The organism is Polaromonas aquatica (assembly GCF_050626995.1).
Classification (GTDB): Bacteria; Pseudomonadota; Gammaproteobacteria; order Burkholderiales; family Burkholderiaceae_C; genus Polaromonas; species Polaromonas aquatica_A.
The window spans coordinates 2,396,292-2,422,223 of sequence record NZ_CP192467.1; the positions used below are offsets into that span (position 1 = coordinate 2,396,292).

Genomic DNA, 25,932 nt, shown 5'->3' on the forward strand with positions numbered 1-25,932 from the left:
TGCGTCTGAGCGAATTCGCTGGTGGACCGCATCGTGTCGTCCCCCGCTTCATCCGGTAGGTCCGTAGCCGGCGGTGTAATTCCTTCCTGGAACATTCGCTCGCGGATATCGCCAAAAACCATGAACAGAAGAAGGCGGCGTGTCGCTCGGCTGCTGAGCTTGCCGCCCGCGTTGGCGTCACAGGCAAGGCGACGCGCCCGCGGCGCCTTGGGCCCTGAAGAAGAGGACGCAGCCTTCGAAGCGGCGCAAGCCAAGGGAAAGTCCCAATGCGACCTGTTGCGGCCAGACCAAAAATGAAATCGTTAAGTTTTGGCCTGACCAAATGCTTCGCGCAATCCTGCGCCTTTCTCAGATTGCCGGCGTCACGGACCGGCTCACTCTAAACAGGAGACAAGCATGCAAACGAGACGAGACATTCTGGCTGCAGGCGCGGCTGCTACCCTGGCCAGCCTGGGCGGGCCGGCACTCGCGCAGACCCACGAGCCGGCCTGCTTTAAACCGTTCACTGGCAACAAGAAGGTTATCCAGTATCCGGCCAAGAAAGGACCTTATCGCATCGCGCTGGCCAATGGCTACGCCGGCAACAGTTGGCGCATCCAGATGATCAAGTCGCTGAAGGCCTATGCGGCGACTCCGGAGATGAAGCCGCACATCAAGGAATTGAAGGTCGTGTCCACCGGCACGGATGTGGCCGCGCAACTGGGCGCCATCGACAATTTCATCAACGCGGGCTTCGACGCCATCCTTACTATCGCGGTGTCGCCCACCTCGTTCAAGCCCGTGATCAAACGAGCCAAGGAGGCGGGTGTTGTGCTGATCCCGTTTGACAATGTGCTCGACACGGACGAGGTGATCCAGGTGAACGAGGACCAGCTGGAGATGGGGCGCCTGATGGGCCGCTGGCTGGAGAAGAACGGGGTCACTAGCGGCAAGGTGCTGGAGATCCGGGGTTTGCCGGGTAACTCGGTAGATCGCGACCGCCATCTGGGTTTCCGCGAAATCATGAACAAGCACAAGCAGGTTCAGATCATTGAAGTGGTGGGGAACTGGGACGACGGCACCTCGCAGAAGGTGGCTGCCGACGCCATCGCCGTGCACGGCCGCTTCAACGGCATCTACACGCAGGCGGGCTCCAATGGCACCATCCGTGCGCTGATCGAGGCCAAGCACCCGTTTGTACCCATTGGGGCAGAAGGGGAGAACGGTTTTCGCAAGATGGTCCACCAGCACCACAAGGAGGGCCTCAAGGGTGCCTCTGCCGCGCAGTCACCGGGCCTCGTCGCGGTGGCGCTGAAGGCTGCCGTTGCAGCGTTGCAGGGCCACAAGCTGCCGCAATACATCTCGGTGCCCATTCCCTACGTGGAGTACCAGGACATGGCGCCCGGCAAGAATTTCTACCCGGACTTGCCCGACACCTTCTACGTGGCCAACGAATTCCCGCCGTGCAATATCAACCTGACGGCGCCGGACATCATGAAGCAGAGCGAGGGGAACACCTAAGCGCTGCCCCTGGGTTCCAATGCCGGGTTCCGCGGTGGAGTCCGGCTTTTTCTGTAGGGAGTTTTTTTCTTTTCGTGACCCAGAAACCTCTGCTCGAACTTCAGGGCATCACCAAGCACTATGGCGGCGTATGTGCGCTTGATCGCGCGGACTTCTCCTGCGCGCCGGGCGAAATCCACGCCGTTCTGGGCGAGAACGGTGCCGGCAAGTCGACCTTGATCAAGATCATCGCCGGCGTCGTCCAGCCCGACGCCGGCCGCATTCTGCTGGACGGCCAGGAACTGCGGCTGGGCTCACCCAACACCGCACGCGAGCGCGGCATCGTGTGCGTGTTCCAGGAACTGTCGTTGGTGCCGGACCTGTCCGTATGCGACAACATCTTTCTGTCCAGGCCTCCGATGAGATACGGCCTGATTGACGCCAGGGCCCAACAAAACCGCGCAACCGAACTGCTGTCCCTGTTGGGCTGCGACGATATCCATCCCATGGATCGGGTGCGCGATCTGCCGCTGTCCCGCCGGCAGGTGGTCGAAATTGCCAAGGCGCTCGGCGCAAAGCCGCGCCTGCTCATTCTGGACGAGGCGACCTCCGCCCTCAGCAGCGAGGATGTGGAACGCCTGTACCGCCTGCTTTTCAGTTTGCGGGACCAGGGTGTCGCGGCGCTGTTCATTTCGCACCGCATGCACGAGGTCAAGGCGCTTGCCGACACCTGTTCGGTATTTCGCAGCGGCCGCCGCGTCGATACTTTCGCCAGTGGCACCCGGTCCGATGCCGAGGTGGTGCAGCTCATGATTGGCCGTGACGTCGCCAAGTCATATCCGCCCAAGACCGGGCCGGCCACGGACGCACCGTCGGCTGTCAGGGTCAAGTCCCTGAACTGGGACCCCGACCTCCGGGACATTTCGCTGGAGATCCGGCAAGGTGAAATCGTTGGCCTGGGCGGGCTGGACGGGCAAGGCCAGCGCGAACTGCTGCTGGCGCTTTTTGGTGTGCTCAGGGGCGTACACGGCGAGTTCGAGGTCTTCGGCCAGCCGGTTCTCGGTTTGACACCTCACAAGTGCAAAAAGCCGGAGCTCGGGATTGCCCTGATTCCGGAGGATCGCAAGACCGAGGGGCTGGTCCTGCCGATGAGTATTCGAGAGAACGCCAGCCTTGCGCGCCTGGAGGCGCTCAGCCGCAATGGTCTGCTCAGCCCGGCAGCCGAGAAGGCTGCCGTGATGCAGATGGTGGACAAGCTGCGCATCAAGCTCGGCTCTGTGGAAGACCCGGTGCAGACCCTGTCAGGGGGCAATCAGCAGAAGGTGGTGATTGCCAAATGGTTGATGGCTCAGCCGCGGGTGCTTCTGCTGAACGATCCCACGCGCGGCATCGACGTGGCCACCAAGCAGGAGATCTATGTCCTGCTACGCCAGCTGGCTTCCCAGGGCGTGGCCATCCTGCTCTACTCCACCGACTACGAAGAGCTGATCGGCCTGGCTGACCGCGTCCTGATCATGTACGAGGGACGTATCGCGCGTACGCTCGTCGGAGCCGAGATCACCGAGCAGGAGATCGTGGCTGCGTCCCTCAACGTGTCGCTCGCGGCACCCGAACAGGAGGTCGTCGCATGAACAGGCGCGAAGAATGGTTGCGTCTGCTGCGCCGCAACGGCGGCCCGCTGGGCGCGCTGGTGGTGTTTGTCCTGATGTTCTCGCTCTACTTGCTGGAACATCCGCGCTCGATCTCCGTGGCCATCGTCACCACGGCCTCGAACAAGGCAGCGCTGCTGGCAATCGTTGCGATGGCCCAGACACTCCCGGTCATCACGCGCGGACTGGACCTTTCCGTTGGGATGGTGATGGTGCTCACCAGTTGCCTGGCTTCCGTCGTTGTGAACGGTGCGCCCTGGCAGGTGGCGCTTGGCGTGGTGCTGGTGCTGGCAACCGGTGCAGCGGCTGGCGCACTCAACGGCGCGATCGTGGTGCTCGGACGCCTGCAGCCGATCATCGTCACGCTCGCCACGGGCGCAATGTTCTTCGGTTTTGCTTTGCTGCTGCGTCCGTCGCCGGGCGGCGAAGTTAGCGAGGGACTGTCGGACGCGCTGACCGGCCGTCTTTTTGGCGTGGTCCCGACCACACTGGTGTTGCTCGTCGCGGTCATTGTGCTGGGGTGGATGCCCTTCAGGCGCACCATCATCGGCCGGGCCTGCTATGCGGTGGGGTCGTCCGAACAGGCCGCCTACCTCTCGGGTGTGCCGTTGCAACGGGCCAAGTTCATCGCCTACACCGCCGCTGGCCTGCTTTCCGGCCTGGCTGGGCTTCTGTTGTCGCTGATTTCCCTGTCGGGTGAAGCCAGCTCGCCGCAGGCGGGCCTGTATACCCTCAATTCCATCGCGGCAGTAGTGATCGGTGGAACCTCACTTTACGGCGGTAGCGGGGGTATGGTGGGCTCGGTGCTGGGAGCCTTTGTGTTGCGTACCATTGGCGATCTTCTGTTCGTGTTCGATGCACCGGCGCTTTGGCAACCGCTGTTTGAGGGACTTATCCTTCTGGCCGCCGTGTGTGTTGGTGCGCTGCACGTGCTTCGCCTGCGAAACCGCCTGGACCTGTTCTGATGACCAGCCTCTCCGTCGATACCCGACGCCCCGCTGCCAGCGTCAAGAACCTGTTTCAGCGACTGCTGTTGAATCCCCCGGCCATGGTGGCTCTGTGTTCGGTGGTTCTTCTGCTGGCCGCCAGCGCCATCAACAGCAACTTCCTGATGCCGGGTTACCTGCTGCTGCAACTGCAGATCGCCGCCTTCCTCGGCATCGCAGCCGCCGGACTCATGGCCGTCATCCTGCTGGGCCACATTGACCTGTCGGTGCCTTGGACCATCACCACCGGTGCAATGATGGCCGCGGCGGCGGGCGCCACCTACGGCGCTGGCTGGGCAATCCCCGTGGGCATCGCCTGCGGCGCGTTGATCGGTCTGGTCAATGGGTTGGGGGTTGCGATCCTGCGCATCCCTTCGATGATTTTCACGCTCGGCGCCAATGCTGTGCTACAGGGCCTGATGGTCCTTTATTCCGGCGGACACGCACCGGTGCACGGCGCCACCGAACTGATGCGTGCCCTGGGCGTGGGCAAGACGCTGGGCGTACCCAATGCCGTGTGGACCTGGGTGGCGGTGTCCTTGCTGTTCTACCTGGTGCTCACGCGCACTGCCATCGGCCGCTACGTGTACGTCATCGGAAACACCGAGCGCGCCGCCTACCTGTCGGGCGTGCGTACCGGCAAAGTGATCGTGCTGTGCTTCGTTGCCTGCGGTGCGCTGGCGGCGCTCGCCGGCATCCTGCTCGCTGGCTACTCGGCCAACGCGTACCAGGCGATGGGTGATCCTTACGTGCTGCCCGCAATCGCCGCAGTCGTGCTGGGCGGCACCAATATCCTGGGCGGTCGCGGCAGCTACCTGGGCACCGTCGCGGGCGTGATGTTCATCGTGCTGCTGCAAAGCGTGCTCGCAGTGCTGCAGATGCCGGAGGCGGGCCGCCAGATCATCTACGGGGCGTTGATCCTGTGCATGCTGCTGCTGTATGGCCGCTCGGCCAGGGTGAGGTGATCGTGGCCGACCGCTACGGCATTCGGGGCGACTTCCTGCTGCACGATGCACGTTTTCGCGGACTGGTTCCGCCGAACGGCTTCGTCGAGAAGCTTTTCACCGGCACGCGCTGGGCCGAGGGCCCTGTGTACTTCCCGGCCGGCGACTTCCTGCTGTTCAGCGATATCCCGAACGACCGCATCTTGCGGTGGGTGCCCGACGGCGCGGGCGCGGGCAGCGTGGTGGAGTTTCGCAGGCCCTCCAACTTCGCCAACGGTCATACGCGCGACGGCGTAGGCCGTCTCGTCAGTTGCGAGCATGGCACGCGCTGCGTCGGTCGCACCGAGCTCGACGGCCGGCGCACCGTGATCGCCAGCGCCTTCGACGGCAAGCGGCTGAACTCGCCCAACGACGCCGTTGTCGCGCCAGATGGGGCCGTGTGGTTCTCTGATCCGACTTATGGGATCCTGTCCGACTACGAGGGTTACGTGGCCGAGCCCGAGTACGGTGGCCGCTATGTCTTTCGGGTCGACCCCGGGACCGGTCGGATCGACGCCGCCGCCACGGACTTTGTGCAGCCCAATGGTCTGGCGTTTTCGCCGGACGGCGCGCGCCTGTATGTGGCGGACTCGGGAGCATCGCATGATCCTCAGGGGCCGCGGCACATCAGAGCCTTTGAAGTGGCGGCTGGCGGCCGGCTGCGTGGCGGCGAAGTGTTCGCCACCGTGGACGCGGGGATACCGGACGGCTTGCGTGTGGACCTGCGCGGCAACGTTTGGACGAGCGCCGGTGATGGCGTGCATTGCTTCTCGCCGCAGGGTGATTTGCTCGGCCGGATACTTGTTCCGGAGCCGGTGGCCAATCTGGAGTTTGGCGGGCCGCGAGGTAACCGCCTCTTCATTACTGCCACGACGTCGCTGTACGCCTGCTACCTGGCGACGTCTGGTGCCTGGACACGCAGTCTTCTGGGCACCTAACCCCGGCGAGGCTTCTCAGCCATTTCCTTTGCCATCGATGCGCTTCTCTTGCACGAATTGCAGGAGATCCTGTGCCCCGGTGCTGGCGCGTGCAGCAGGCCGGGGCCGGACTGTCCGCGTCAATACTTGCGGTTCGGGAATTCCTTGGCTGCCACTTCGGCCGGGAACACGCCCTCGATGGACTTGATCCAGCGCGGCAATGTCTGTCCGGCGGCGGCTTTGGCGGCCGCTTCCATCAGCTGGGGACCTAGCAAGGGATTGCACTCGACGCTGACATTCATCTTGCCTGCGATCATCGCCTCGAAGGCGCCCTTGACGGCATCCACGCCGATCACCAGGATATCCTTGGCCGGCTTCAGGCCGGCTTCCTCGATGGCCTGGATCGCGCCGATGGCCATGTCGTCGTTGTGCGCGTAAAGCACGTTGATTTTCTTGCCCTCGGCCTTGAGGAAAGCCTCCATCACCTCTTTGCCCTTCGCGCGGGTGAAGTCGGCGGTCTGGGAGCGGATGATCTTGTAGCGCGGGTGGGCTTTGAGAACTTCCTCGAAACCTTTCTTGCGTTCGATGGCGGGATCGGAACCCACGGTGCCCTGCAGTTCGACGATGTTCACGTCGCCGGTGGTGTTCTTGGTGTGATCCAGCAGCCACTGTGCGGCGCGCCGGCCTTCCTCGACGAAGTCCGAACCCACGAAGGTGGTCCAGGTGGAAGGATCTTTCACCACCACACTCCGGCTTTCCAGGATGACCGGGATCTTGGCGGCCTTGGCCTCCCGCAGCACGGTATCCCAACCCGTGGTGACCAGCGGCGCGAGGATGATGACGTCCACCTTCTGGGCGATGAAGGAGCGGATCGCCTTGATCTGGTTCTCCTGCTTCTGCTGCGCGTCAGAGAACTTCAGCTCATAGCCGGCCGCGCTTGCGGCGGCTTTGACGGAATCCGTATTGGCTGTGCGCCACTCGCTTTCAGCGCCGGTCTGCGCGAAGCCGATTACCAGCTTCTTGCCTTTTGCCTGGCTCCAGGCCGGCGTCGCCCAGGCATAGGCCAGGCCGGCGCACGCCAGCACCGCGCCAAAGCTGCGTCGTTTCATCGATTTCATTTTGTGTCTCCTGCGTTTATATATAGGTCAATGGGATGCAGCACTCTCGCCTTGCGGCTCGCCCGGTGCTGTGGCGGGCGGCCGAACTCAGCCGGGGTACCAGACCACACGTGGATCGTCAGGTGCCCGTTCATATGACCACGCGGATTCGACCATGCGAACCATGTCAAATTTCGGCCGCCAGCCCAGCAAAAACTTGGCTTTGGTGTTGTCCAGCCACGTGGAGCGGTAAGGGGTACGGACTGGCACGAGTGGCAGGCCCCGCGTATGGGACAGGTATTCGCCAAGTGCTCCGTAGTCGAGAGGCTCGTCCATGCACACATTCATCAGTTGCTGCCGGGCTCGCGGCGAGTCCAGGGCCAACAGGATGGCATCAACCAAATCCTCCACGTGAATGAAATTGCGCTTGACTGGCTGTCCCTCGGGATCAAGCATTACCGGGACAGCGCCGGTGCGCGTGTGATCCCGTGCTTCGTTTTCGGGCACCAGATCGCGCCAGCGTGGACCTCCGAACACATCGTCGCCGAAGGACAGGGTGAACCGGAAATCGTCCTTCTCCATGATCCAGGGGGCGCGCAGGCAGCAGCCGTTGAGGCCGTACTGGATCTGGTACTGCTGGAGCATTACCTCCTCCAGCACCTTGGACAGCGCATAGCAACCTGGGTAGGCGGTATGCGGCTGGCTCTCTACGACCGGTACCGGATGCGCGTAGTGGAAATGCCCGATGGCCGCATCGCCGCCCACCAGAATGAACTGCCGGAAAGTGGGGCTCACGCGGCAGCCCTCAAGCAGCCAGAACATGCCCTTGACGGCGACATCCATCACTTCGTCCGGCGTTTCCTTGCTTGTGGCCAGGTGCAGCACATGCGTCACGTCGTGAAGGGCGGTCTGCACATCCTCGCGATTCTGGATGGAGCCACGCACACACTCCAGCCGTGCATGAGGTTGCAACACGCGGTTGTGGCAGAGCGCTCGCACGCGGAAATGCCCGAGACGGGCGTCCTCCAGCAATCGCTGGATGAACGCGCGGCCCACCTTGCCGGTGGCGCCGGTGACGAGAAGGAATCCGGAGGAAAGAGATGGTTGCATGCGGGCCTTCTGAAAGGCGGATAGTAGCAAGCCAGTTCCGCGCGATCAATCATGTTTTGGGTTTGATCCATACGTGGATTCATATGGATTGCGGCCCGCATCGATCCGGGGTTGCACTCCGGGTTTCGCGCTTTCAGAGGGAAAACGACGCGGGTGCAAACGGCACGGCGAAGCCGGCCGTGGCAAGCGGGGCGTGACCCTCGGACGTGAGCCTTCACCGATTAGAGAGGGAGGCAGTTCAGTGCTGGTTCGCTGCACGACACCGGTGCCGGCCCCGTCTCTCCTGGACACTGTGATCGGATGCTTGCGCGGAGTGGAACTGCGCGCCCTGTGCGACACGGGGACGCTTGATCGACCTCTGTTTTCCCACAGTTTCATGCGATGGTCAGACCAATATTGACATTGACGCAATATTGGTCTTACCATCATTCGCGAATCCTGCCGGAGACGTTTCACGTCCGATGGAGCCTCGATCAGTACGAAACACGGTTCAGTCACCACTGCCTCACCGTATGGACAGGGTCGTTCCGGAACGACCCGTCAACCTGATAAGGAGAAATACATGAAGGAGACAAGGAACAAGGGCCTGAGGTGCTGCTGGGCATGACGTGGCTCGTCACGGCATGCGGGGGGTACGGTGCCGCCGACCAGGCGCTGCAGGCTGCGATCGAAGCTGCCGAGCGTAATGCCCCACCCGGCAAACGACCCATCGTCGAGACGCACATTCACTTCTGGCAAATGAGCCGTCCGGGTGGTGTGCCGTGGCCCACAGCGGCGGAAGGGCCGATCTTTCGCGATGTGCTGCCGCCGGAGTACAGCGCATTTGCCAAGGCCCAGGGTGTGGTGGCGGCCGGGATTGTGGAAGCGAGCAGGATCGTCCAGGACAACCAGTGGATTCTCGACCTTGTCAGGAACGATCCGTTTTACTCTTTCTTCGTCGGAAACCTCGAGATTGGTGCGCCGACTTTTGCTGCCGACCTCGCACGTTTCGCCGCTGACCCGCGCTTCGTGGGAATCCGTGGCTATCTCACCGGCCCGGCCGAGGGCATTACGCTCAGCGCGGCACAGCTCACCAGTTTGCGCGACCTGGCAGCGCGCGGGATGACGCTCGACATCATCAGCCGGGGAAGCAAAAACCCGAAGAGCCAGGTTCAGGCGTTGTGTACCGCGGTGCCCAACCTGCGCATCATCATTGACCACCTGGGTGGCGCAACCGGGCCCGCGGTCGACCCTACATGGGCGCATGACATTCGCCGCCTCGCCAGCGCTTGCCCGCGTCTGTACATGAAATTCTCCTCGTTCTATGACATGTACGCTCCCGGTGACGTGGTTTTTCCGTCACCTACCGACCTCGCTTCGTACAAGCCGCACTTCGACGTGCTGATGTCCGCGTTCGGTAAGGACCGCCTGATCTGGGGCAGCAACTGGCCGGTGATCACGCTGCATGGGACTTTTGAGGCACAGATCGCCATCGCCGAGGCGTATCTGGCCCCTTTCGGTACCGGCGTGCGCGACAAGGTGATGTTCAAGAACGCCCTCGCGTTCTATCACCGGCACAAAGCGTAGTGAGCGAGGCCAGAAAGTCGCGGCTCAGGCCCGGCGGCTTTCCCTCCACGAGGCCGGCGTCTCCCCCAGTTCCCTCTTGAACACTGTATTGAGGTACTGGACGGAACGAAAGCCGCTCGCCCGTGCGATGTCATCGATGCCCATTTGTGTGTTGCTCAGCAATTGAAAGCACCGCTGCAACTTGTGCTGCAGGATCTCGTCGTGCACAGAGCGTTTCAACTCGCGGCGAAAGTACATCTCCAGTGATGAGCGCGACAGCCCCACCGTTTCGGCAACTTGCTCCGTCTTGATGCCCTGGCAGGCATATTGGCGGATGTAGTGGAGTGCGCGCATCACGGTTGCGCTGTGCTCGACATCGCGCGCGGTGGAAGCGCGCGAATGCACGCTTACCGGGGGCACAACCACCCTTACGTCGCCCACCGGCGAGCCGCTCAGGGCCTGGTGCAGCAGGTGTGCCGCGCGATAGCCCATTTCGTGCGTTCCCTGGCTGACCGAGCTGAGCTGGATTCTTGTCAGGTGCTGGCCCAGCGTGTCGTTGTCGATGCCGATGATGGCGACTTCATCGGGCACAGCGATGGCGCCGACGATGCAGGCCTGCAGCACCTGCCGCGCGCGCGCGTCCGTGACGGCGACGATGCCAACGGGCTTGGGCAGGCTTTCCAGCCAGGAAAGCAGTTTCCTTGTAGCGCTGCTCCATGTGGGCGCGCTGGTGGCCAGGCCCCGGTGGATCTCCCCTGTCAGCCCATCGCGGGCAAGCCAGGCGGTGAACGCGTTCTCGCGCTCCTGGGCCCAGCGGTTGAGTGGCGACTCCGGCAGGCTATAGCAGGCAAAGCTGGAAAGCCCTGACGCCACCAGGTGGGTCAGCGCGTGTGCGACCAGTTCCCTGTTGTCCGTAGCGACGTACGGCACATTGGCAGGGTAGTTCGCGGGATCCTCATAGGAACCCCCGACGGCGACGACAGGCACGCGCACCCCCGCGAGGGCGTTCGCTACGGCCGGATCGTCGTAGTCCGCGATGATCCCGTCGCCTTCCCAGTCATGGATGCCGTCAAGCCGGAAACGGAAATCCTCTTCGAGGAAGAGGTCCCAGGCGACACGGGTCTGGTTCACATAGTCGCCGATGCCCGTGATGATCTCGCGGTCGTACATTTTGCTCGCATGGAAAAGCAATGCCACGCGCAGCACGGTAGGTCCACTTTGACGGAGTGACGATTTCATGGGTCGTTTGGTTGATACAAAGACAAAGATATCGGCCGATTGTTGCGCTGCAGAAAGCAATTTCGCAAGTCACTCTCGCAAATTTCGCAATCGCGGGCGAAGACAGACGGCTCTAGGATGGGGCAATTGGAAGCTATTGCCCACTTTTCCCACACGACCATGAACTTTCTCGAATCCATCGCCCCCGTACGCTATGAGGGCCCCCAGGCCACGACTCCATTGGCCTACCGCCACTATGACGCCAACGCGCTGGTGCTGGGCAAGCCGATGGCGCAGCACCTGCGGCTCGCAGTCTGCTATTGGCACACCTTTGTCTGGCCGGGCAGCGACGTCTTCGGACAGGGCACGTTTGCCAGGCCCTGGCATGCCGGTGGGGACGAGTTGATGATGGCGCGGAAGAAAGCGGATGCGGCCTTTGGCCTGATTTCCCGATTGGGTGTCCCGTTCTACACCTTTCATGACACGGATGTGGCGCCGGAAGGTGCGAACCTGGCTGAGTACCGCAGCAATCTGTCTGCGATGGTGGACGTGCTCGCCCAGAAGCAGAAGGAAACCGGGATCTCGCTGCTGTGGGGAACGGCCAACCTCTTCAGCCATCCGCGCTACGCAGCCGGCGCGGCGAGCAACCCGGATCCCGACGTCTTTGCGTACGCCGCGACGCAGGTTTTCAGCGCACTCAATGCCACGCAGCAGCTTGGCGGCGCCAATTACGTGATGTGGGGCGGCCGCGAAGGCTACGACACCTTGCTCAACACCGATCTGCAGCGCGAGCGCAGGCAACTGGGCCGATTCATGCAGCTGGTCGTGAACCACAAGCACAAGATCGGTTTCAAGGGTCAGTTGCTCATCGAGCCCAAGCCGTTGGAACCGACCAAACACCAGTACGACTTCGACAGCGCCACCGTGTATGGTTTCCTCAAGGAATTCGGCCTGGAGAAGGAGATCAAGCTGAACATCGAAGCCAATCACGCCACTTTGGCGGGCCACAGCTTCCAGCACGAGATCGCCACGGCCGCGTCGCTGGGAATCTTCGGCAGCATCGATGCCAACCGCGGTGATCCGCAGAATGGTTGGGATACCGACCAGTTCCCCAACAGCGTCGAAGATCTCACGCTGGCGCTCTACGAAATCCTGCGGGCCGGCGGGATCGGAAGCGGGGGGTTCAACTTCGACGCGAAGGTGCGGCGCCAAAGCATGGACCCGATCGACCTCCTGCACGGCCATGTAGGCGCGATCGACGCGCTGGCGCTGGCGCTCAAGAGCGCCGCTCGATTGATAGAGTCCCGCGAGCTCGAGCAGTTTCGCCAGCAGCGCTACGCGAACTGGGAGGGTGAACTGGGGCAGCGCATCATCACGGGCGACATGAGCCTCAGCCAGCTTGCCGAACACGCCTTCGTCAACGACCTTCAGCCCAAGCCGGTCAGCGGTCGCCAGGAGTGGCTGGAGAACCGGGTCAACGCCGCGATCTTCGCCGGCACGGCCTGAAGACGCGAAGGCAGGAGTAATCAGTGAGCTTGACGGTCGGTTTCAAGGACGTGAGCAAGAGCTTCGGCCCCGTGCAGGTCCTGCACGGCGTCAGCTTCGAGCTCGCGCCTGGCCGGGTGTATGGCGTGCTTGGGGAGAACGGCGCAGGCAAGTCGACGCTGATGAAGATTCTGGCCGGCTACGAGGCGGCCAGCGAAGGCGTGGTGGAGCTGAGCGGGCATGCCGTGCGCTTCAAGGGCCCGCGTGAGGCCGAAGCCGCCGGGGTGGTGATGATCCACCAGGAATTCAACCTGGCGGACGACCTGACTATTGCGCAGAACATCTTCCTTGGTCACGAGCGCAAGCGTTATGGACTGCTGGACGAGGATTTGATGGCCAGAGAGGCAACCGCCGCGTTGCGCCAGGTCGGCTTGAACTGCAGTCCCGCGCGGCGCGTGGGTGATCTCATTGTGGCCGAGAAGCAGCTGGTGGAGATCGCGCGTGCGCTCAGCCGGCACGCCCGCGTTCTGGTGATGGACGAACCCACCGCGACATTGACACCGTCCGAGACCGAACGCCTGTTCTCCCTCATTGATCAGCTGAGGGCGGCGGGCTCCACCATTGTCTATATCTCCCACAAGCTGGATGAAGTTGAGCGTATCACCGATGAAGTGGTCGTCATGCGCGACGGCCGCTTTGTAGCTCGCCGTTCCACGGGGAGCGTGACGCGACAGCAGATGGCCAGCCTGATGGTCGGGCGCGAACTCGCCGATCTCTATCCACCCAAGCTTCCCGTGGCGGCCGAGGCGCCCGTCCTGCTGGACGTGGACGGGCTTGCCGTCCCTGGTTGGTGCCATGACTCAAGCTTTCAGGTGCGCGCCGGAGAAATCCTCGGCTTCGCGGGGCTGGTTGGGGCTGGACGGACGGAACTGTTCGAAGGGCTCTTGGGTTTGCGCCCCTCCAGCGTGCGATTGGCGCAGGTTGCGGGCAAAGCCTGGACGCGGCGCAATCCCCGTTCTGCGGCACGCCTGGGCCTTACTTACCTCAGTGAAGACCGCAAGACGCGTGGTCTTCACCTGCGCATGGGCCTGGCACAAAACCTCACACTGATGGCGCTGGAGCGTTATGCGCAGCCTTTGCTCGATCCGCGGCAAGAACAGGCGGCCTTTACGGCCGCGACCACGGCATTCGGCATCCGCACGCAACGCTCTGACATACCGGCTTCCGCCTTGTCCGGCGGTAACCAGCAGAAGCTTGCGCTCGCTCGGGTGCTGCATCCTGATCCCAAGGTTGTTGTGCTGGACGAACCGACGCGAGGGGTCGACGTCGGCGCCAAGCGCGACATCTATTTCCTGATCCAGCGGCTGGCCAGCGAAGGCCGCGGGATCATCGTCGTGTCTTCGGAGTTGCTCGAGTTGATCGGCCTTTGCCACCGCGTCGTCGTGATGCGGCAAGGCAGGCTCGTTACCGAACTCTCCCAGGACCAATTGTCCGAAGAACTGTTGATTGCCCATGCGACTGGAACCCACTGATACCGCCGCCGCCCCTGTACCTGCCGCGAGGCCGGTCCTGCGCAGGTGGCCCTCATTCACAGGTGCCGGGCCGCTTGCCGGGTTGGCGCTTATGTGCATTGTGGGCGCGATGCTTAACGAGAACTTCGCCAGCCTCGACAACGCGATGAACGTGCTCACCCGCACGGCTTTCATCGGCATTATCGCGGTGGGGATGTGCTTCGTCATCATCTCCGGCGGCATCGATCTCTCGGTGGGATCGATGGCCGCGCTGATTGCGGGCAGCACGATCCTGCTGATGAACGCGGCCGCAAGCGCGGGCTGGACCCCCATGGCGGCCGTGGTGGCCGGCATGGCTTTCGCCGTCCTGCTGGGCGCGGTGTTCGGGTTGGGCCATGGGCTGCTCATCAGCAAGGGACGGATCGAGCCCTTTATCGTGACGCTTGGGACACTGGGCATTTTTCGCGCCTACCTGACTTACTTCTCCAATGGCGGCGCCATCACTCTCGACGGTGCGCTGGTCGATGTCTACAGCCCGGTGTACTACGGTAGCCTGCTGGGCGTGCCCGTGCCCGTGTTGGTGTTTGCCGTCGTGGCCTTGCTGGGGGCGCTCATTCTCAATCGCACCGCCTTCGGCCGCTACGTTCAGGCCATAGGTTCTAACGAGCAGGTTGCGCGCTACGCCGCCGTCGAAGTGGACCGTGTCAAGGTGCTCACATACATGTTTCTGGGAATTTGCGTGGGAATTGCCACGGTGCTCTATGTGCCGCGCCTGGGCTCGGCTTCGCCGACCACGGGGCTGCTGTGGGAGCTGGAAGCCATCGCCGCGGTGATCGTTGGGGGCACGGCCTTGCGCGGCGGTGCCGGCGGAATCACCGGCACCGTGATCGGCGCGGTCCTGCTTTCGGTGATCAGCAACATCCTCAATCTGACCAGCATCATCAGCGTGTACCTGAACGCGGCGGTGCAGGGCTTCGTGATCATTGCCGTCGCGTTCTTCCAGCGCGGGCGCAAGTAACCGGTTCCCCACAACGTTAAGGAGACAAAGCATGAAATCACTGATCCGTCTGGTGGCCGCTGGCGCCACCGCAATTGCGGCCCTGGCTGCCGGGACGTCTGCCATTGCCCAGAGCAAGCCCCACATAGGCGTCTCGATCCCGGCCGCCACGCACGGCTGGACCGGCGGGGTTGTGTATTGGGCCAACCGGACCAAGTCCGATCTGGAGAAGCAGTATCCCGGCTTGAAAGTCACCGTCAAGACGGCGGGATCTGCTTCTGAGCAGGCAAACCAGGTGCAGGACCTGCACACAGCCAACAAGATCGATACCCTCGTGATCCTGCCATTCGAGTCGGCGCCGCTCACACAACCGGTCGCGCAGGTCAAAGGCAAGGGTGTGTACGTGACGGTCGTTGACCGCGGCCTGACGGACACCAATGCGCAGGACGCCTATGTCGCAGGCGACAACCCTGGTTTCGGCAAGGTCTCGGCTGAGTACATGGCCAAAGCTCTGGGCGGAAAAGGTAACGTTGTCGTACTGCGAGGCATTCCTACAGTCATCGACAACCAGCGTGTGGACGCATTCACGGCGGTGATGAAAAGCCATCCGGACATCAAAATCCTGGATGCCAAGCACGGCAACTGGAACCGGGACGACGCATTCAAGGTGATGCAGGATTACCTCACCCGCTTCAAGCAGATCGATGCCGTCTGGGCCTCGGACGACGACATGGCGGTTGGCGTGCAGAAGGCAATTGCCCAGGCCAAGCGCACTGACGTCAAGCTCGTGCTGGGTGGTGCCGGTTCCAAGGACTACATCAAGAAGGTCATGGATGGCGACAAGATCGTCACCGCCGATGTGACCTACTCGCCCAGCATGATCGCCGACGCGATGAAGCTCACGGCCGCCGCACGGATGAAGGGCGAGAAACTGCCCGCCACAACCATCATTCCCTCGGTGCTGGTCACCAAGGACAACGCCAAGCAGTATTACTTCCCCGATTCGCCGTTCTGAGGCAGCCATGGCAAGACCTGTCACACTTTTCACTGGGCAATGGGCGGACCTGCCGCTCAAGGAGTTGGCGCCCCTGGCACGCAGCATGGGCTACGACGGCCTGGAACTGGCCTGCTGGGGCGATCATTTCGATGTGCAGGAGGCCCTGGCGAGTGAGCGCTACGTGCAGGACCGGCGGGATCTGCTGGAGCAGCACGGGTTGCGCTGTTTCGCCATCGGCAGCCACCTCGTGGGCCAGGCGGTCTGTGACCTCATCGATGAACGTCACAAGGCCATTCTTCCGGCGCATGTCTGGGGTGACGGCGAGCCCGAAGGGGTGCGCCAGCGCGCTGCCCGGGAGATGCAGGACACCGCACGGGCTGCCGCCAAACTTGGCGTGAAGGTGGTCACCGGCTTCACCGGCTCGTCCATCTGGCATTCACTGTATGCGTTCCCCCCGACCTCCCAGGAGTACTGGGACAAGGGCTTTACCGATTTCGCCCAACGATGGAAGCCCATCCTGGAGGTGTTCGACCAGCACAACGTGAACTTCGGGCTGGAAGTGCATCCGACGGAAATCGCCTTTGATACCGCCTCGGCGCAAAGGGCCGTGACGGCCATAGGCGGCCACAGGCGCTTCGGGTTTAATTTCGACCCCAGCCACCTGGGTTACCAGGGTGTGGACTACGTCAAGTTCATCCGGACGTTCGGCGACCGCATCTATCACGTGCACATGAAGGACGTGTGGTGGGGGCGGGGCGACGGCACCGCGGGAGTGTTCGGCGGCCACACCAGTTTTGGTGACGCGCGCCGCTACTGGGACTTCCGCAGCGTCGGACGGGGACTTATCGACTTCGAGTCCATCATCGTCGCGCTCAACGATGTGGGCTACAACGGCCCCTTGAGCGTCGAGTGGGAAGACAGCCGCATGGACCGGGTACACGGCGCGACCGAGAGCGCGGCCTACAGCAAGCGGCTGGACTTCAAGCCCGCAGCGGGCGCCTTCGACGCGGTGTTCGACAAGGCCAAGCAGGGCGGGATGGCGGGTTCATGAAAAGGATGCGCTATGCGATGGTGGGCGGCGGGCAGGGCGCTTTCATCGGCGCCGTGCACCGCAAGGCCATGGCGCTGGACGGACAGATGGAGCTTGTGGCCGGCGCACTCTCGTCCGACCCCGAGCGTGCACGCGCCTCAGGCCGTGACCTCGGGCTGCGGGAGGATCGCAACCACGGCCGATGGGAGGACCTGCTGGCCGATGAACTGCGCCGCGGCGAGGACGAGCGCATCGACTTCGTTTCCATCGTCACACCCAACCACGTGCACTTTCCCGTCGCCCGCGCGTTCGCGGAGGCCGGCATCCATGTGGTTTGCGACAAACCGCTTGTCCACTCGAGCGAGGAAGCAGCGGAGCTCACGAAGGTCGTGCGGCGAAGCGGTTCCATCTTCGGCGTGACGTACAACTACACAGGCTATCCCATGGTGCGCGAGGCGCGGGACATGGTTGCACGCGGCGCCATCGGCACAGTGCGCAAGGTGATCGTCGAATACAACCAGGGCTGGCTTGCCACCCATCTGGAAGCGAGCGGGCAGAAGCAGGCCGACTGGCGGACGGACCCGGCGCGCAGCGGCGTGGCCGGCGCTATCGGCGACATTGGATCGCACGCGGAAAACCTGGTGGCGACGGTGACCGGCCTGGAACTGGAAAGCATCTGCGCGGACCTCACGATTTTCGTGCCGGGGCGGCGCCTCGACGACGACGGCAATGTCTTGCTGCGGTTCAAGAACGGCGCCAGGGGCGTGTTGATTGCGTCCCAGATTGAAGTGGGCTGCGAGAACGATCTGCGGCTGCGTGTGTTCGGCACCACCGGTACGCTGGACTGGCGCCAGGAGGAACCCAACCGGCTGCTGCATGCTCCCATTGATGGCCCGGCCCGCGTGCTGACGCGTGGCTCGCCGTGGCTCGGGGAGGCCGCCCGCCGCGCGACACGTTTGCCCACGGGACACCCTGAGGCTTTCATCGAGGCCTTCGCCAATGTCTACCTGGGGGTGGCCGCGCACATCCGCGCGCTGCAAACCGGCAGTACGCCGGACCCGCTGGATGCCGATTACCCCCGCCTCGAAGACGGCGCCCGGGGCGTGCGGTTCATCGAGAAGGTGGTGCAGTCTGCGGCCAGCACGGCCAAGTGGACGCCTGTCGGGGACTGACCGATGTTCATGGGCATTGATCTCGGCACCTCCAGTGTCAAGGCGGTGGTTCTAGGCCGTGGCCACCGCCTCGTGGCCAGTGGTTCCGCGCCGCTGTCGGTGGATGCGCCCCAACCCTTGTGGCGCGAGCAGGAGCCTGCCGAATGGTGGCGGGCGTGCGATGCCGCCGTGGGCGCCGCGTTGCAGGAGTTGCGGCGCGGCGGTCACACCGCCGACGAGATCGAGGCCATCGGCCTGACCGGCCAGATGCACGGCGCAACCTTGCTGGATGGGCGCGGCGAGGTCCTGCGGCCTGCAATCCTGTGGAATGACGGCCGCGCCGCGGCGGAATGCGCGGAACTGGAACAGGCCGTACCGCGGTCACGGCAGATCACCGGCAACCTGATGATGCCGGGTTTCACCGCACCCAAGTTGCTCTGGGTGGCAAGGCACGAGCCCGGCCTGTTCGAGCGGATCCGGCATGTGCTGTTGCCCAAGGACTGGCTGCGCTGGCGCCTGACCGGGGACTACGCGAGCGATCTGTCCGACGCGTCGGGCACGCTGTGGCTGGATGTGGGAAGGCGGGAATGGAGCCATGAGCTCCTGACGGCCTGCGGACTGTCCGCCGCGCACATGCCCAGGTTGCACGAAGGCCCGGAGATCACCGGCACCCTGCTGCCCGAAGTGGCGCAGCGTTGGGGCTTGCGTGAGGTGCCGGTGGTGGCCGGTGCCAGCGACAACGCCGCGGGCGCGCTGGGCGCGGGTGTGGTGAACCCAGGCGACGCGATGCTGTCCCTTGGAACTTCCGGTGTGGTATTTGCGGCTACCGGTTCTTTCGTCGCCAATCCGCAGCAGGCGGTGCACAGCTTCTGCCATGCGTTGCCAGAAGCCTGGCACCTGATGTCCGTGATGCTCTCGGCGGCCTCTTGCCTGGAGTTCACGGCGGGGCTACTTGGCGAGCGCGACGTTGCCGTGCTGCTTGCCCAGGCCGAGCGCCGCGGCCTGCGGGAGGACACACCGCTGTTCCTGCCCTATCTCAACGGCGAACGCACGCCGCACAACAACCCGCATGCGAAAGCCGTTTTCTTTGGCATGCATGCAGGCACGCAGCGGGAAGACATCGTGAACGCCACCCTTGAAGGCGTTTGCCTGGGCATGGCGCAAGGGATCGACGCGCTGCGGTCGGTTCAACCGGACCTCGCGAGCGTCAGCCTGATTGGTGGCGGCTCGCGCAATGTCTATTGGGCCCAGATGCTTGCCGACGCCACCGGCTTGCAAGTAACTCGCCATGCAGATGCGGAGGTCGGACCCTCACTGGGAGCTGCCCGGCTGGCCTGGCTGGCGTGCGATCCTGGGGAGAACGCGCACATCTTCCAGGCGCCCGAGGTGACGGACGAGTTCGAGCCGCGAGCTGCACAGCGCACTCGTATGCAGGATCGGGCGGCGCGGCTGAAAGGGGTGTATGGGAGCCTCGTACCCCATTTCCTGTAGGGGCCGTTGCGGCTGCTCGGTGATGGCATGCTGCAAGGAAGCACGGCCGTCTTCAGCGGCTGCATCAGGTGCGGCGCATTGCGCATGTTGCGCACAAAGCAAATTACCCCGCTACGCTTTCGCGTACCAGGGTATAGCGGGTTTTGTCCCAGGCCGTCGCCCAAAAAGCCCAAAGGCTTTCCGGACGGCGGGTCGGTAACTTGCGAAGGATGTTTGCGCTTGGGGCGCTATGGCCTTCGCCTAGCCTGTGCGGCGGACTACCATGCCGTTTGCCGCTGAGACCTTGTTGTCCTCAGGTCAGGAATGATCGATGTCCAGCTTGCCTTCACGCTGCGCCTGTGCCAGTTCGTCGCGAACTTCGGCGCGGGTTTTTCCCTGTGCTACGGGTGCGGTGTCGATTCGGAGGTAGTTGCTGTCGCCTGTGTAGGCAGCACGTGGTGACTGCAGCACTTCAGCCTGGACTTCGGCGCGGGTATAGCTTCCTGCGACGGGTGTGCTGTCGATTCGTTGGTAGTTGGTGTCACCGGGATACTTGCTGTCTTGGGCAAAGCTGCTGGCAGAGGCGAGGGCGGCAAGGGCAAGAACAGATGCGGAGACAAGGGTCGATTTCATGATGAATTTCCTTTAAGAACAAATTAAAAAAGTATCCGGTCGGACGGGATGTCACCCGTGAGGCCTTCATCGCTGAGTCGCGCTATGGAATGAATGTGGCTCACCGATGTACCAAATCTTGTACCGCTGCGTGAATAGACAAGTGCGGATCGGTGGAACATTCAATTGCCGAATCTGGAACAATGAAGCGGCGATGTCCTGGAACTTTTTTGCGAGCGCAAAGTTCGCGTGGCGCGCGGGCGGTGATTTGCAGATGGCGATTCATGTCGTGGAGCTTCGCAAGGCCACGAAGCCAGGTGCACCGCCATACAAGCGCTGTACTTTGATATGGGGATGGAAGGCCGATCTTCCATAGCTGACAGTTTTCTGTCAGAGATGACCTGATTCCGGTGCAATTCAGTCTTGCCGCGCCTCCATCTTTTTAAGCACGGCGCGTGTGTATTCGGTCATGAACTCCAGGAACACGCTGGTGCGCGCAGGAATGAACTTGCGGCTCGGCAGCGCTGCGTACAGCGTGTTCCTTCCGGTTATCCACGGCGACAGAACACGCTGCAGCTCGCCGTTCTGGAGGTACTTCGCCACGATGTCGATGGCCTGGATGCTGATGCCGGCGCCGTCAAGACAAGCCCGAATCAACGCGGTGGTGTTGTTGACCAGCAGCGCGGGCTCGACCTGAACCTCCACTTCCCGGTTGTGGTCCTCCGGATTGATGAGGCGCAGGCTGCGGTGCCGGTTCGCCTGGAGCTTGACGCGCAGGCAGCGGTGGCGGGCGAGATCTTCCGGTTGCAGCGGAATGCCATGGTCGCGCAGGTAGCCGGGTGCGGCGCACAGGATGCCGTCCGAAGAGGCGATGGGGCGCGCGATGATGTTGGCGTCAAAGGTGTCTGCAGCGCCCAGCAGGGTCAGGTCGTAGTCTTCAATGGGCGGTACCAGCGGCGAGTCGGCATGGATGTCGAGCACCACCTTCGGGTAACGCCGTCCGAACTCGGCCACCAGGGGGGCCAGCACATGCGTGGCAAACACCGGCGGCGTCAGGATACGGATGACGCCGGACATTTCCTGCGCGTGGGCCTGGGCCGCGGCATGGGCTTCGTCAATGTCGTTCAGGATGTGGCGCACGCGGGCCAGGTAGGTTTCGCCCGCGTCAGTGAGCGCCAGGCGCCGGGTGGTGCGCTGTAGCAGCCGCACGCCCAGGTGGTCTTCCAGGTCGCCGACCAGCCGGGTCACCACCGCCGCGGACATGTCGAATTTGCGCGCTGCGGCGGCAAAACTTCCGTCATCCACCACTTGCTGAAAAACGCGCATTGATTGAAGCCGGTCCATGGTTTACCCCTAAATTAGGGCTTAATTATTGCTGATTCAGCAGCAATGTATTGTTGGAATTGGTATTTTTTGTTTGATTTGAATGGAATAAAGTTCATGCATCGATGAGCCGAAGCCCACTACAAGGCGACTCACCGAGGCTGGACAGACGGGAAGATGAGCCCGCCATGCCCGGAACGTCACTTAACTTTGAGAGGAATATTCATCATGAAATCGAACTTTATCGCCGCTGCTGTTGTGGCTGTTGCCGCCCTGACTTCCGTGGCCGCTTCTGCCCAGACCTTCAATACCTACCTGTTTGACCAGATGCAGGCTCCCGCCACCAAGACCCGTGCGGAAGTCAAAAGCGAAGTGCTGCAAGCCCAGAATGCCGGCTCCACATCGAGCTTCAACGGCGCCACTGCCCAGCAAAACCTGGGAACACCCCGTGCCGAGAAGGCGGGTGCAGCGCCTCAGGCCGCCGCTGAAATCGTGAAGACCAGCCAGCAATAAGCTTGCACGGGGGCCGGCTCCAGCCGATTCCCGACGTTTCGCCCCGGTAACTCGAATGGGTTGCCGGGGCGATTGCATTGGGGCGGCCTTTCGCCGCCGGGGTCTCGCCAAAGCCCTGATGGTCATAGCAGCGACCCGCAGAAGTGCTACGAAATTAATAGCTGTTGGCGCCCGACTGAATTGGGTTTAAAGCACTTTTTGATCTGAAAACAGTTGTTTGGAAGTGCCTTGAAGGCAAACCCCCACGCATTCCGAAAAACGGCAAACGGACATTTTTTACCGTATTAAAAGTACTCCAGCCTAATCACGCCAGGCGCAGACAGCTGGCAAACCAGCAGCAATCTGACCGTCATCCAGGAAGCGTCACTGTGAAGCGGGTGTGGCGACCCGGCTCTCGGCCGCCCTCTAGAATCACCGGCATCTTGAGAACCTCCAACGCACCGTACGCCTTTGCCTTTGCCGCCGCACAGCTGTTGGCCCTGCCGGGCCTGGCGATGGCGCTTCACCTGTACATCGTTGGCAAGGTGGCGGGCAGCGGCGGCTGGCTGCAGGGCGCGTTGGAACTGCTGTTTTCGGGCGTGGTGGTGCTGCCTTTGGCGCTGCTGTGCACGGTGCTCCTGCTGATTGCCGGCTTGTTCTCTGTGGTGCGGCCATGGGCCAGCCTCGTGCTGCTGCTGGTGAACGCGGCCGTGCTGGCTGTTGCCTGGACGATCAGTCCGTCCACTGGAGCCGTGGAGCTGCTGGTCTGGGTTCCTACAGTGCTTTCGGCTGCGGCTGCTGCCGCGCTGGCGTGGCAGGCGTTCTCTCCAGTGACGAAACCTGAACGGAGCATGCTGTGGGCGCAGCTCCTGCTGGCTGTTGGGCTTGGGGCTGGATTGGGGCTGGCAGGCGGTGGCAGTGTCCCTGTCCCAGCTCCTGCCGAGCCGGACCCCATCGCGCAGGTACCGCCGGAGCGCGTGTTCAAAGGACTGCTGGAGGGCAAGCCGGTGCACCTCGCGGTGCATGACTGCAAGGTTTACCGCGCTGTACCGAAGGAGGCCGGGAAGTCCGGAGAGTCCGGGGAGTCCAAAGAGGGCGACTGGCAGATGGTGCTCGAACCCGATCTCTATCCGTTCTTCACGTATTGCGAGCGGCAGTCACTGCAGGCAGACGGCGGCGCCGTCACCGTCACCCTCGGGCGCATCGCCTTCGGTGCAGGAGGCTGCTGCGCCACGGGTGGCACTTACCGTTCCAGGGACGGTGGGGTGTGGAAGAAGCTGTGAAATGCGCCGGGTCACTTGCGTTTATACCGGCATGCGCTTGAGCGCTATAAAAATAATAGCTGCTCGCGCCGATCTTAATTGGGCTAAGGCTATTTTTTACTTAAGAAGTAGGCCTGTTCGGGTAATTCCGGGCATTGACGGCCATATGGAAAGCAAAAATCTCGGTGAAGTCGTTGGCAGTTCATTCCAGGGCATTTGAGGTGGCTGGCATATGCAAAATAGGCCTGCAGTCCAATGAAATCCTGGGCGAGATGCTATCAAATATATAGCATTTCGGTAGACTGCCAACCGGCACCTAACCCAGCAGCGGCGCCCAGTGGTTGTCCAGCCGTACATTCTTGAGCGCCGGCGAAGCCGTGCGGCCCGCGCTATCGCGCGTCAGTGCGGCGAGCCGTCCGCCGGCCCAGAGCGTGGCATCGGTTTCGCCCGCCGTGGAGACTGAAGCGACGGCGCAGGCCTCTTCGAGCGGGAAAAATCCGGTCCAGCGCCCGTCGGCCTGCCACATAGCCACGCCGTTGGCGCGCGGGCAGCCCACGGCAAATCCGCCCGCCGCCCAGGCGATGTCGCCGCCGTAGCCGGCCAATACGCGTCCATCGCCGGCGCCGCAGGTTCGCAACTGCTGGCCGTCAAAAAGCGCCAGTACCGGCGCGCGGGCTTTGTCGGTGGCGTCGTCATGCTCGGCCTGCAGGGCGATGCCCAGCACGCGCGCGGCCCCTGGGTCCGGTGCAGCGCCCCAGGCGATGTGACGCAGGCTCAGGCGTTTGTCGGCCAGGTGCCACTGGCCCAGCAGCGCGCCGCTTCGCGGGTCCAGCCGCACCAGCGAGGCATCCATGCGGTCCAGGTGAGTTTTCAGGCGGCCTGTTTCTGGCAGCGCGGGGATGCCGCCGTTCGCCACGATCATGCTGCCGTCGTCATCCAGCAAGAGTTCATGCGGATCCATGCCGTGGGTCGGCCACTCCCCCCATTTTTCCAGCGTGGCGGCGTCACGCAATCCGACCAGGCCCTGGCCGGTTTCAAGGTTCGTTTCGGTGGTGTAGAGGGTTTTGCCGTCGGGGCTGGTGATCACGTGGCCGTTAAAAGCACGGTCGGGATCAGTCCACCCCCAGGCGATGGCCTTGCCGCTGCCTTCGCTTTGAGGCCGCCACCGTAGCAGCCAGTCGCCGGGCCGGCGCGCCACTGACAGCAGCGTGCCGCTGCGTTCGACCCATACGCCGTGAGCCCGCGTCGGCACATCCAGCACGGCGCTGACCTGCATTGCGGCGCCGCGATACGCCAGCACACCGACCTGGTACCCATGTGCGGCCTGCCACGCGGTGGCCAGCCTTTGCGGCCGGACGGCGGAGGAAGCCATTGCCGGGCCAAACCAGGTGCCCGTGCCCGCCGCAGCCAGCGCCAGCCATTGCCGGCGCCGCAGTTTCCATGCGGCCAGTGGGGCGTCATGCATGGCGGGCCTAGTCCCCGTCGGCGTCTGAAAAGCCAATGCTCACCTCCAGCGCGGGTGCGATGTCGGCTTCGGCAAGTTTTTTCAGGTCGGCCAGTGAACGGCTGGCGGTGCTCATGCCGGCCTTGTTGGCGGGCGAAAGATTTTGCAGCGCCTTGTCGGCTTTGTTCACGGCCTGTGCCAGCTGGTTTGCCGGCTCATTGCGACCCAGGCCTCGCAGGTAGGTTTCAAGCGGTGTCAGGCCGGTGCCGGGCAGCGGTGCTTCACGCGCCTGCGATGTGCCCAGCGTGCGCAGCGCCTGCCACTGCGCGGCCCAGCGTGCGGCTGTCTGGCCACTGGCGCTGCGCGCATAAGACGCGGTATTGCGGCCCTGCGCGGCGCCGGGCGCTGCCGCGCCGGCCATGCGGGGCTTTTCCATTTCCGCCCAGCGCAGGCGCTCCAGCGCGCCGGTCCACTGGTTAACCAGTTCGCTCATGGCGGGGCCGTTGTTTTCCTCCGCCTCGCCGGGTTTGTGCGCGGCCAGTTCGTTGAAAGCTTTGGCCAATGCATCGGCCTCGCGCTGGATGTCGGCGGACACCTGCACTGCGTAACGGCAAGCCGGCGTGGCCGGCGCAGATAACGAAACAGGCTGGCTCCACAGCAGCCACTCCAGGGCCGGCAAGCCTTTGGCTGGCGTGCCTATGCTTTCCATGGCTGTGGCGTCTTGTGGTGCCGCCTGAATCGCCCGCTTGATGAGCTCGGGCCGTGTCGGCGTGAAGTCGATTTGCCGGGCCGAACGCCGCTGGACCAGCGGGCCGACCTGTACGCCGCTTAAACGATCCCAGGCGAGCGCGGTGGTTTTCCAGCGCTCCCTGGCTTGCGCCAGTTTCTCGGCGGACGTTCCTGCGCTCGCGTCGCACAGCGCTGACACTGCGGCAGGCAGGCCACGGGCCTGCTCTGCAAATGCATGGGCCTGTGGGGCGTACCAGAAGCGGTAGGCACTGCGCATGAAGTCGCCCGCCGTGTAAAAAGGCACGGCCACGTTGGGTGCGACGATTTGCGCGTGTGCCGCGCCGCTGACCACACAGGCGAAACCTGCGATGGCCAGGGCGACCTTGCGCAAAGCCGGCCTCAGCGGAGATAGGAGGGGATTCATCGGTCTGTTCCCGGTTCGTCG

General features: G+C 63.2%; 22 protein-coding genes. 15 read left to right on the plus strand and 7 right to left on the minus strand.

Features of this window, described 5'->3' with window-relative positions; genetic code table 11:
• The first annotated feature begins 396 nt into the window (after positions 1-396).
• From ACQ4MS_RS11505 to ACQ4MS_RS11525, 5 genes are all read left to right on the plus strand, one after another.
• A complete protein-coding gene (locus ACQ4MS_RS11505) occupies positions 397-1,500 on the plus strand; it encodes a sugar ABC transporter substrate-binding protein (protein ID WP_431094558.1) in 1,104 nt (367 codons plus the stop codon).
• 74 nt (positions 1,501-1,574) lie between these two features.
• Entirely contained in the window at positions 1,575-3,110 is a 1,536-nt protein-coding gene (locus ACQ4MS_RS11510; RefSeq protein ID WP_431094560.1) for a sugar ABC transporter ATP-binding protein, read from the plus strand.
• Positions 3,107-4,093 (plus strand): ABC transporter permease, encoded by a 987-nt coding sequence (locus tag ACQ4MS_RS11515; RefSeq protein ID WP_431094562.1) that lies wholly within the window; start codon positions 3,107-3,109, stop codon positions 4,091-4,093. The genes ACQ4MS_RS11510 and ACQ4MS_RS11515 overlap by 4 nt, the downstream gene beginning before the upstream one ends.
• Positions 4,093-5,079 carry an ABC transporter permease gene (locus ACQ4MS_RS11520; protein WP_431094564.1) on the plus strand — a complete coding sequence of 329 codons (987 nt, stop codon included), beginning with the start codon at positions 4,093-4,095 and terminating at the stop codon, positions 5,077-5,079. The genes ACQ4MS_RS11515 and ACQ4MS_RS11520 overlap by 1 nt, the downstream gene beginning before the upstream one ends.
• Before the next feature lie 2 nt (positions 5,080-5,081).
• Positions 5,082-6,035 (plus strand): SMP-30/gluconolactonase/LRE family protein, encoded by a 954-nt coding sequence (locus ACQ4MS_RS11525; RefSeq protein WP_431094566.1) that lies wholly within the window; start codon positions 5,082-5,084, stop codon positions 6,033-6,035.
• Positions 6,036-6,154: 119 nt separating this feature from the next.
• Here ACQ4MS_RS11525 and ACQ4MS_RS11530 read toward each other — a convergent pair whose 3' ends face one another.
• Both ACQ4MS_RS11530 and ACQ4MS_RS11535 read right to left on the minus strand, forming a co-directional pair.
• Positions 6,155-7,132, minus strand: a complete 978-nt coding sequence (locus ACQ4MS_RS11530; protein WP_431094568.1) for an ABC transporter substrate-binding protein — start codon at positions 7,130-7,132, stop codon at positions 6,155-6,157.
• Between the two features lie 87 nt (positions 7,133-7,219).
• Positions 7,220-8,221 (minus strand): NAD-dependent epimerase/dehydratase family protein, encoded by a 1,002-nt coding sequence (locus ACQ4MS_RS11535; protein ID WP_431094570.1) that lies wholly within the window; start codon positions 8,219-8,221, stop codon positions 7,220-7,222.
• Between the two features lie 603 nt (positions 8,222-8,824).
• Between ACQ4MS_RS11535 and ACQ4MS_RS11540 the strand changes: the two genes are divergently transcribed.
• Positions 8,825-9,787 carry an amidohydrolase family protein gene (locus ACQ4MS_RS11540; RefSeq protein WP_431094572.1) on the plus strand — a complete coding sequence of 321 codons (963 nt, stop codon included), beginning with the start codon at positions 8,825-8,827 and terminating at the stop codon, positions 9,785-9,787.
• 24 nt (positions 9,788-9,811) lie between these two features.
• Here ACQ4MS_RS11540 and ACQ4MS_RS11545 read toward each other — a convergent pair whose 3' ends face one another.
• Positions 9,812-11,005: a XylR family transcriptional regulator gene (locus ACQ4MS_RS11545; protein ID WP_431094574.1), complete on the minus strand. Its 1,194-nt coding sequence runs from the start codon at positions 11,003-11,005 to the stop codon at positions 9,812-9,814.
• A 159-nt stretch (positions 11,006-11,164) separates the two neighbouring features.
• On the opposite strand from ACQ4MS_RS11545, the gene xylA reads away from it, so the two are divergent.
• Genes xylA through xylB form a run of 7 tightly spaced genes read left to right on the plus strand, consistent with a single transcriptional unit; the run spans position 11,165 to position 19,646 of the window.
• Positions 11,165-12,490 carry a xylose isomerase gene (xylA, locus tag ACQ4MS_RS11550; protein WP_431094576.1) on the plus strand — a complete coding sequence of 442 codons (1,326 nt, stop codon included), beginning with the start codon at positions 11,165-11,167 and terminating at the stop codon, positions 12,488-12,490.
• 23 nt (positions 12,491-12,513) lie between these two features.
• The gene (locus ACQ4MS_RS11555; protein WP_431094578.1) at positions 12,514-14,001 is read left to right on the plus strand and encodes a sugar ABC transporter ATP-binding protein; all 1,488 of its coding nucleotides are present in this window, start codon (positions 12,514-12,516) and stop codon (positions 13,999-14,001) included.
• A complete protein-coding gene (locus ACQ4MS_RS11560) occupies positions 13,982-14,998 on the plus strand; it encodes an ABC transporter permease (protein ID WP_431094580.1) in 1,017 nt (338 codons plus the stop codon). The genes ACQ4MS_RS11555 and ACQ4MS_RS11560 overlap by 20 nt, the downstream gene beginning before the upstream one ends.
• Positions 14,999-15,029: 31 nt before the next feature.
• A complete protein-coding gene (locus ACQ4MS_RS11565) occupies positions 15,030-15,992 on the plus strand; it encodes an ABC transporter substrate-binding protein (protein ID WP_431094581.1) in 963 nt (320 codons plus the stop codon).
• A gap of 7 nt (positions 15,993-15,999) precedes the next feature.
• On the plus strand, positions 16,000-17,025 hold the full coding sequence (locus tag ACQ4MS_RS11570) for a sugar phosphate isomerase/epimerase family protein (RefSeq protein WP_431094583.1): 1,026 nt from the start codon (positions 16,000-16,002) through the stop codon (positions 17,023-17,025).
• Positions 17,022-18,176, plus strand: a complete 1,155-nt coding sequence (locus ACQ4MS_RS11575) for a Gfo/Idh/MocA family protein (RefSeq protein WP_431094585.1) — start codon at positions 17,022-17,024, stop codon at positions 18,174-18,176. The genes ACQ4MS_RS11570 and ACQ4MS_RS11575 overlap by 4 nt, the downstream gene beginning before the upstream one ends.
• 3 nt (positions 18,177-18,179) lie before the next feature.
• Positions 18,180-19,646 (plus strand): xylulokinase, encoded by a 1,467-nt coding sequence (gene xylB / locus ACQ4MS_RS11580; RefSeq protein ID WP_431094587.1) that lies wholly within the window; start codon positions 18,180-18,182, stop codon positions 19,644-19,646.
• Positions 19,647-19,943: 297 nt separating this feature from the next.
• Here the strand turns inward: xylB and ACQ4MS_RS11585 are convergent, their stop codons facing one another.
• Both ACQ4MS_RS11585 and ACQ4MS_RS11590 read right to left on the minus strand, forming a co-directional pair.
• Positions 19,944-20,258, minus strand: coding sequence for a DUF4148 domain-containing protein (locus ACQ4MS_RS11585; protein ID WP_431094589.1), 315 nt, complete (start codon positions 20,256-20,258; stop codon positions 19,944-19,946).
• 396 nt (positions 20,259-20,654) lie between these two features.
• Positions 20,655-21,581 carry a LysR family transcriptional regulator gene (locus ACQ4MS_RS11590; protein ID WP_431094590.1) on the minus strand — a complete coding sequence of 309 codons (927 nt, stop codon included), beginning with the start codon at positions 21,579-21,581 and terminating at the stop codon, positions 20,655-20,657.
• Between the two features lie 207 nt (positions 21,582-21,788).
• Here ACQ4MS_RS11590 and ACQ4MS_RS11595 point away from each other — a divergent pair, with 207 nt between their 5' ends.
• Both ACQ4MS_RS11595 and ACQ4MS_RS11600 read left to right on the plus strand, forming a co-directional pair.
• Positions 21,789-22,073, plus strand: coding sequence for a DUF4148 domain-containing protein (locus ACQ4MS_RS11595; protein ID WP_431094592.1), 285 nt, complete (start codon positions 21,789-21,791; stop codon positions 22,071-22,073).
• A gap of 422 nt (positions 22,074-22,495) precedes the next feature.
• Positions 22,496-23,335: a hypothetical protein gene (locus ACQ4MS_RS11600; RefSeq protein ID WP_431094594.1), complete on the plus strand. Its 840-nt coding sequence runs from the start codon at positions 22,496-22,498 to the stop codon at positions 23,333-23,335.
• A 295-nt stretch (positions 23,336-23,630) separates the two neighbouring features.
• On the opposite strand, the gene ACQ4MS_RS11605 is transcribed toward ACQ4MS_RS11600, so the two are convergent.
• Both ACQ4MS_RS11605 and ACQ4MS_RS11610 read right to left on the minus strand, forming a co-directional pair.
• Positions 23,631-24,779 (minus strand): DUF1513 domain-containing protein, encoded by a 1,149-nt coding sequence (locus ACQ4MS_RS11605; RefSeq protein WP_431094596.1) that lies wholly within the window; start codon positions 24,777-24,779, stop codon positions 23,631-23,633.
• Positions 24,780-24,786: 7 nt separating this feature from the next.
• Positions 24,787-25,911: an imelysin family protein gene (locus ACQ4MS_RS11610; RefSeq protein WP_431094598.1), complete on the minus strand. Its 1,125-nt coding sequence runs from the start codon at positions 25,909-25,911 to the stop codon at positions 24,787-24,789.
• Between the last annotated feature and the right edge of the window lie 21 nt (positions 25,912-25,932).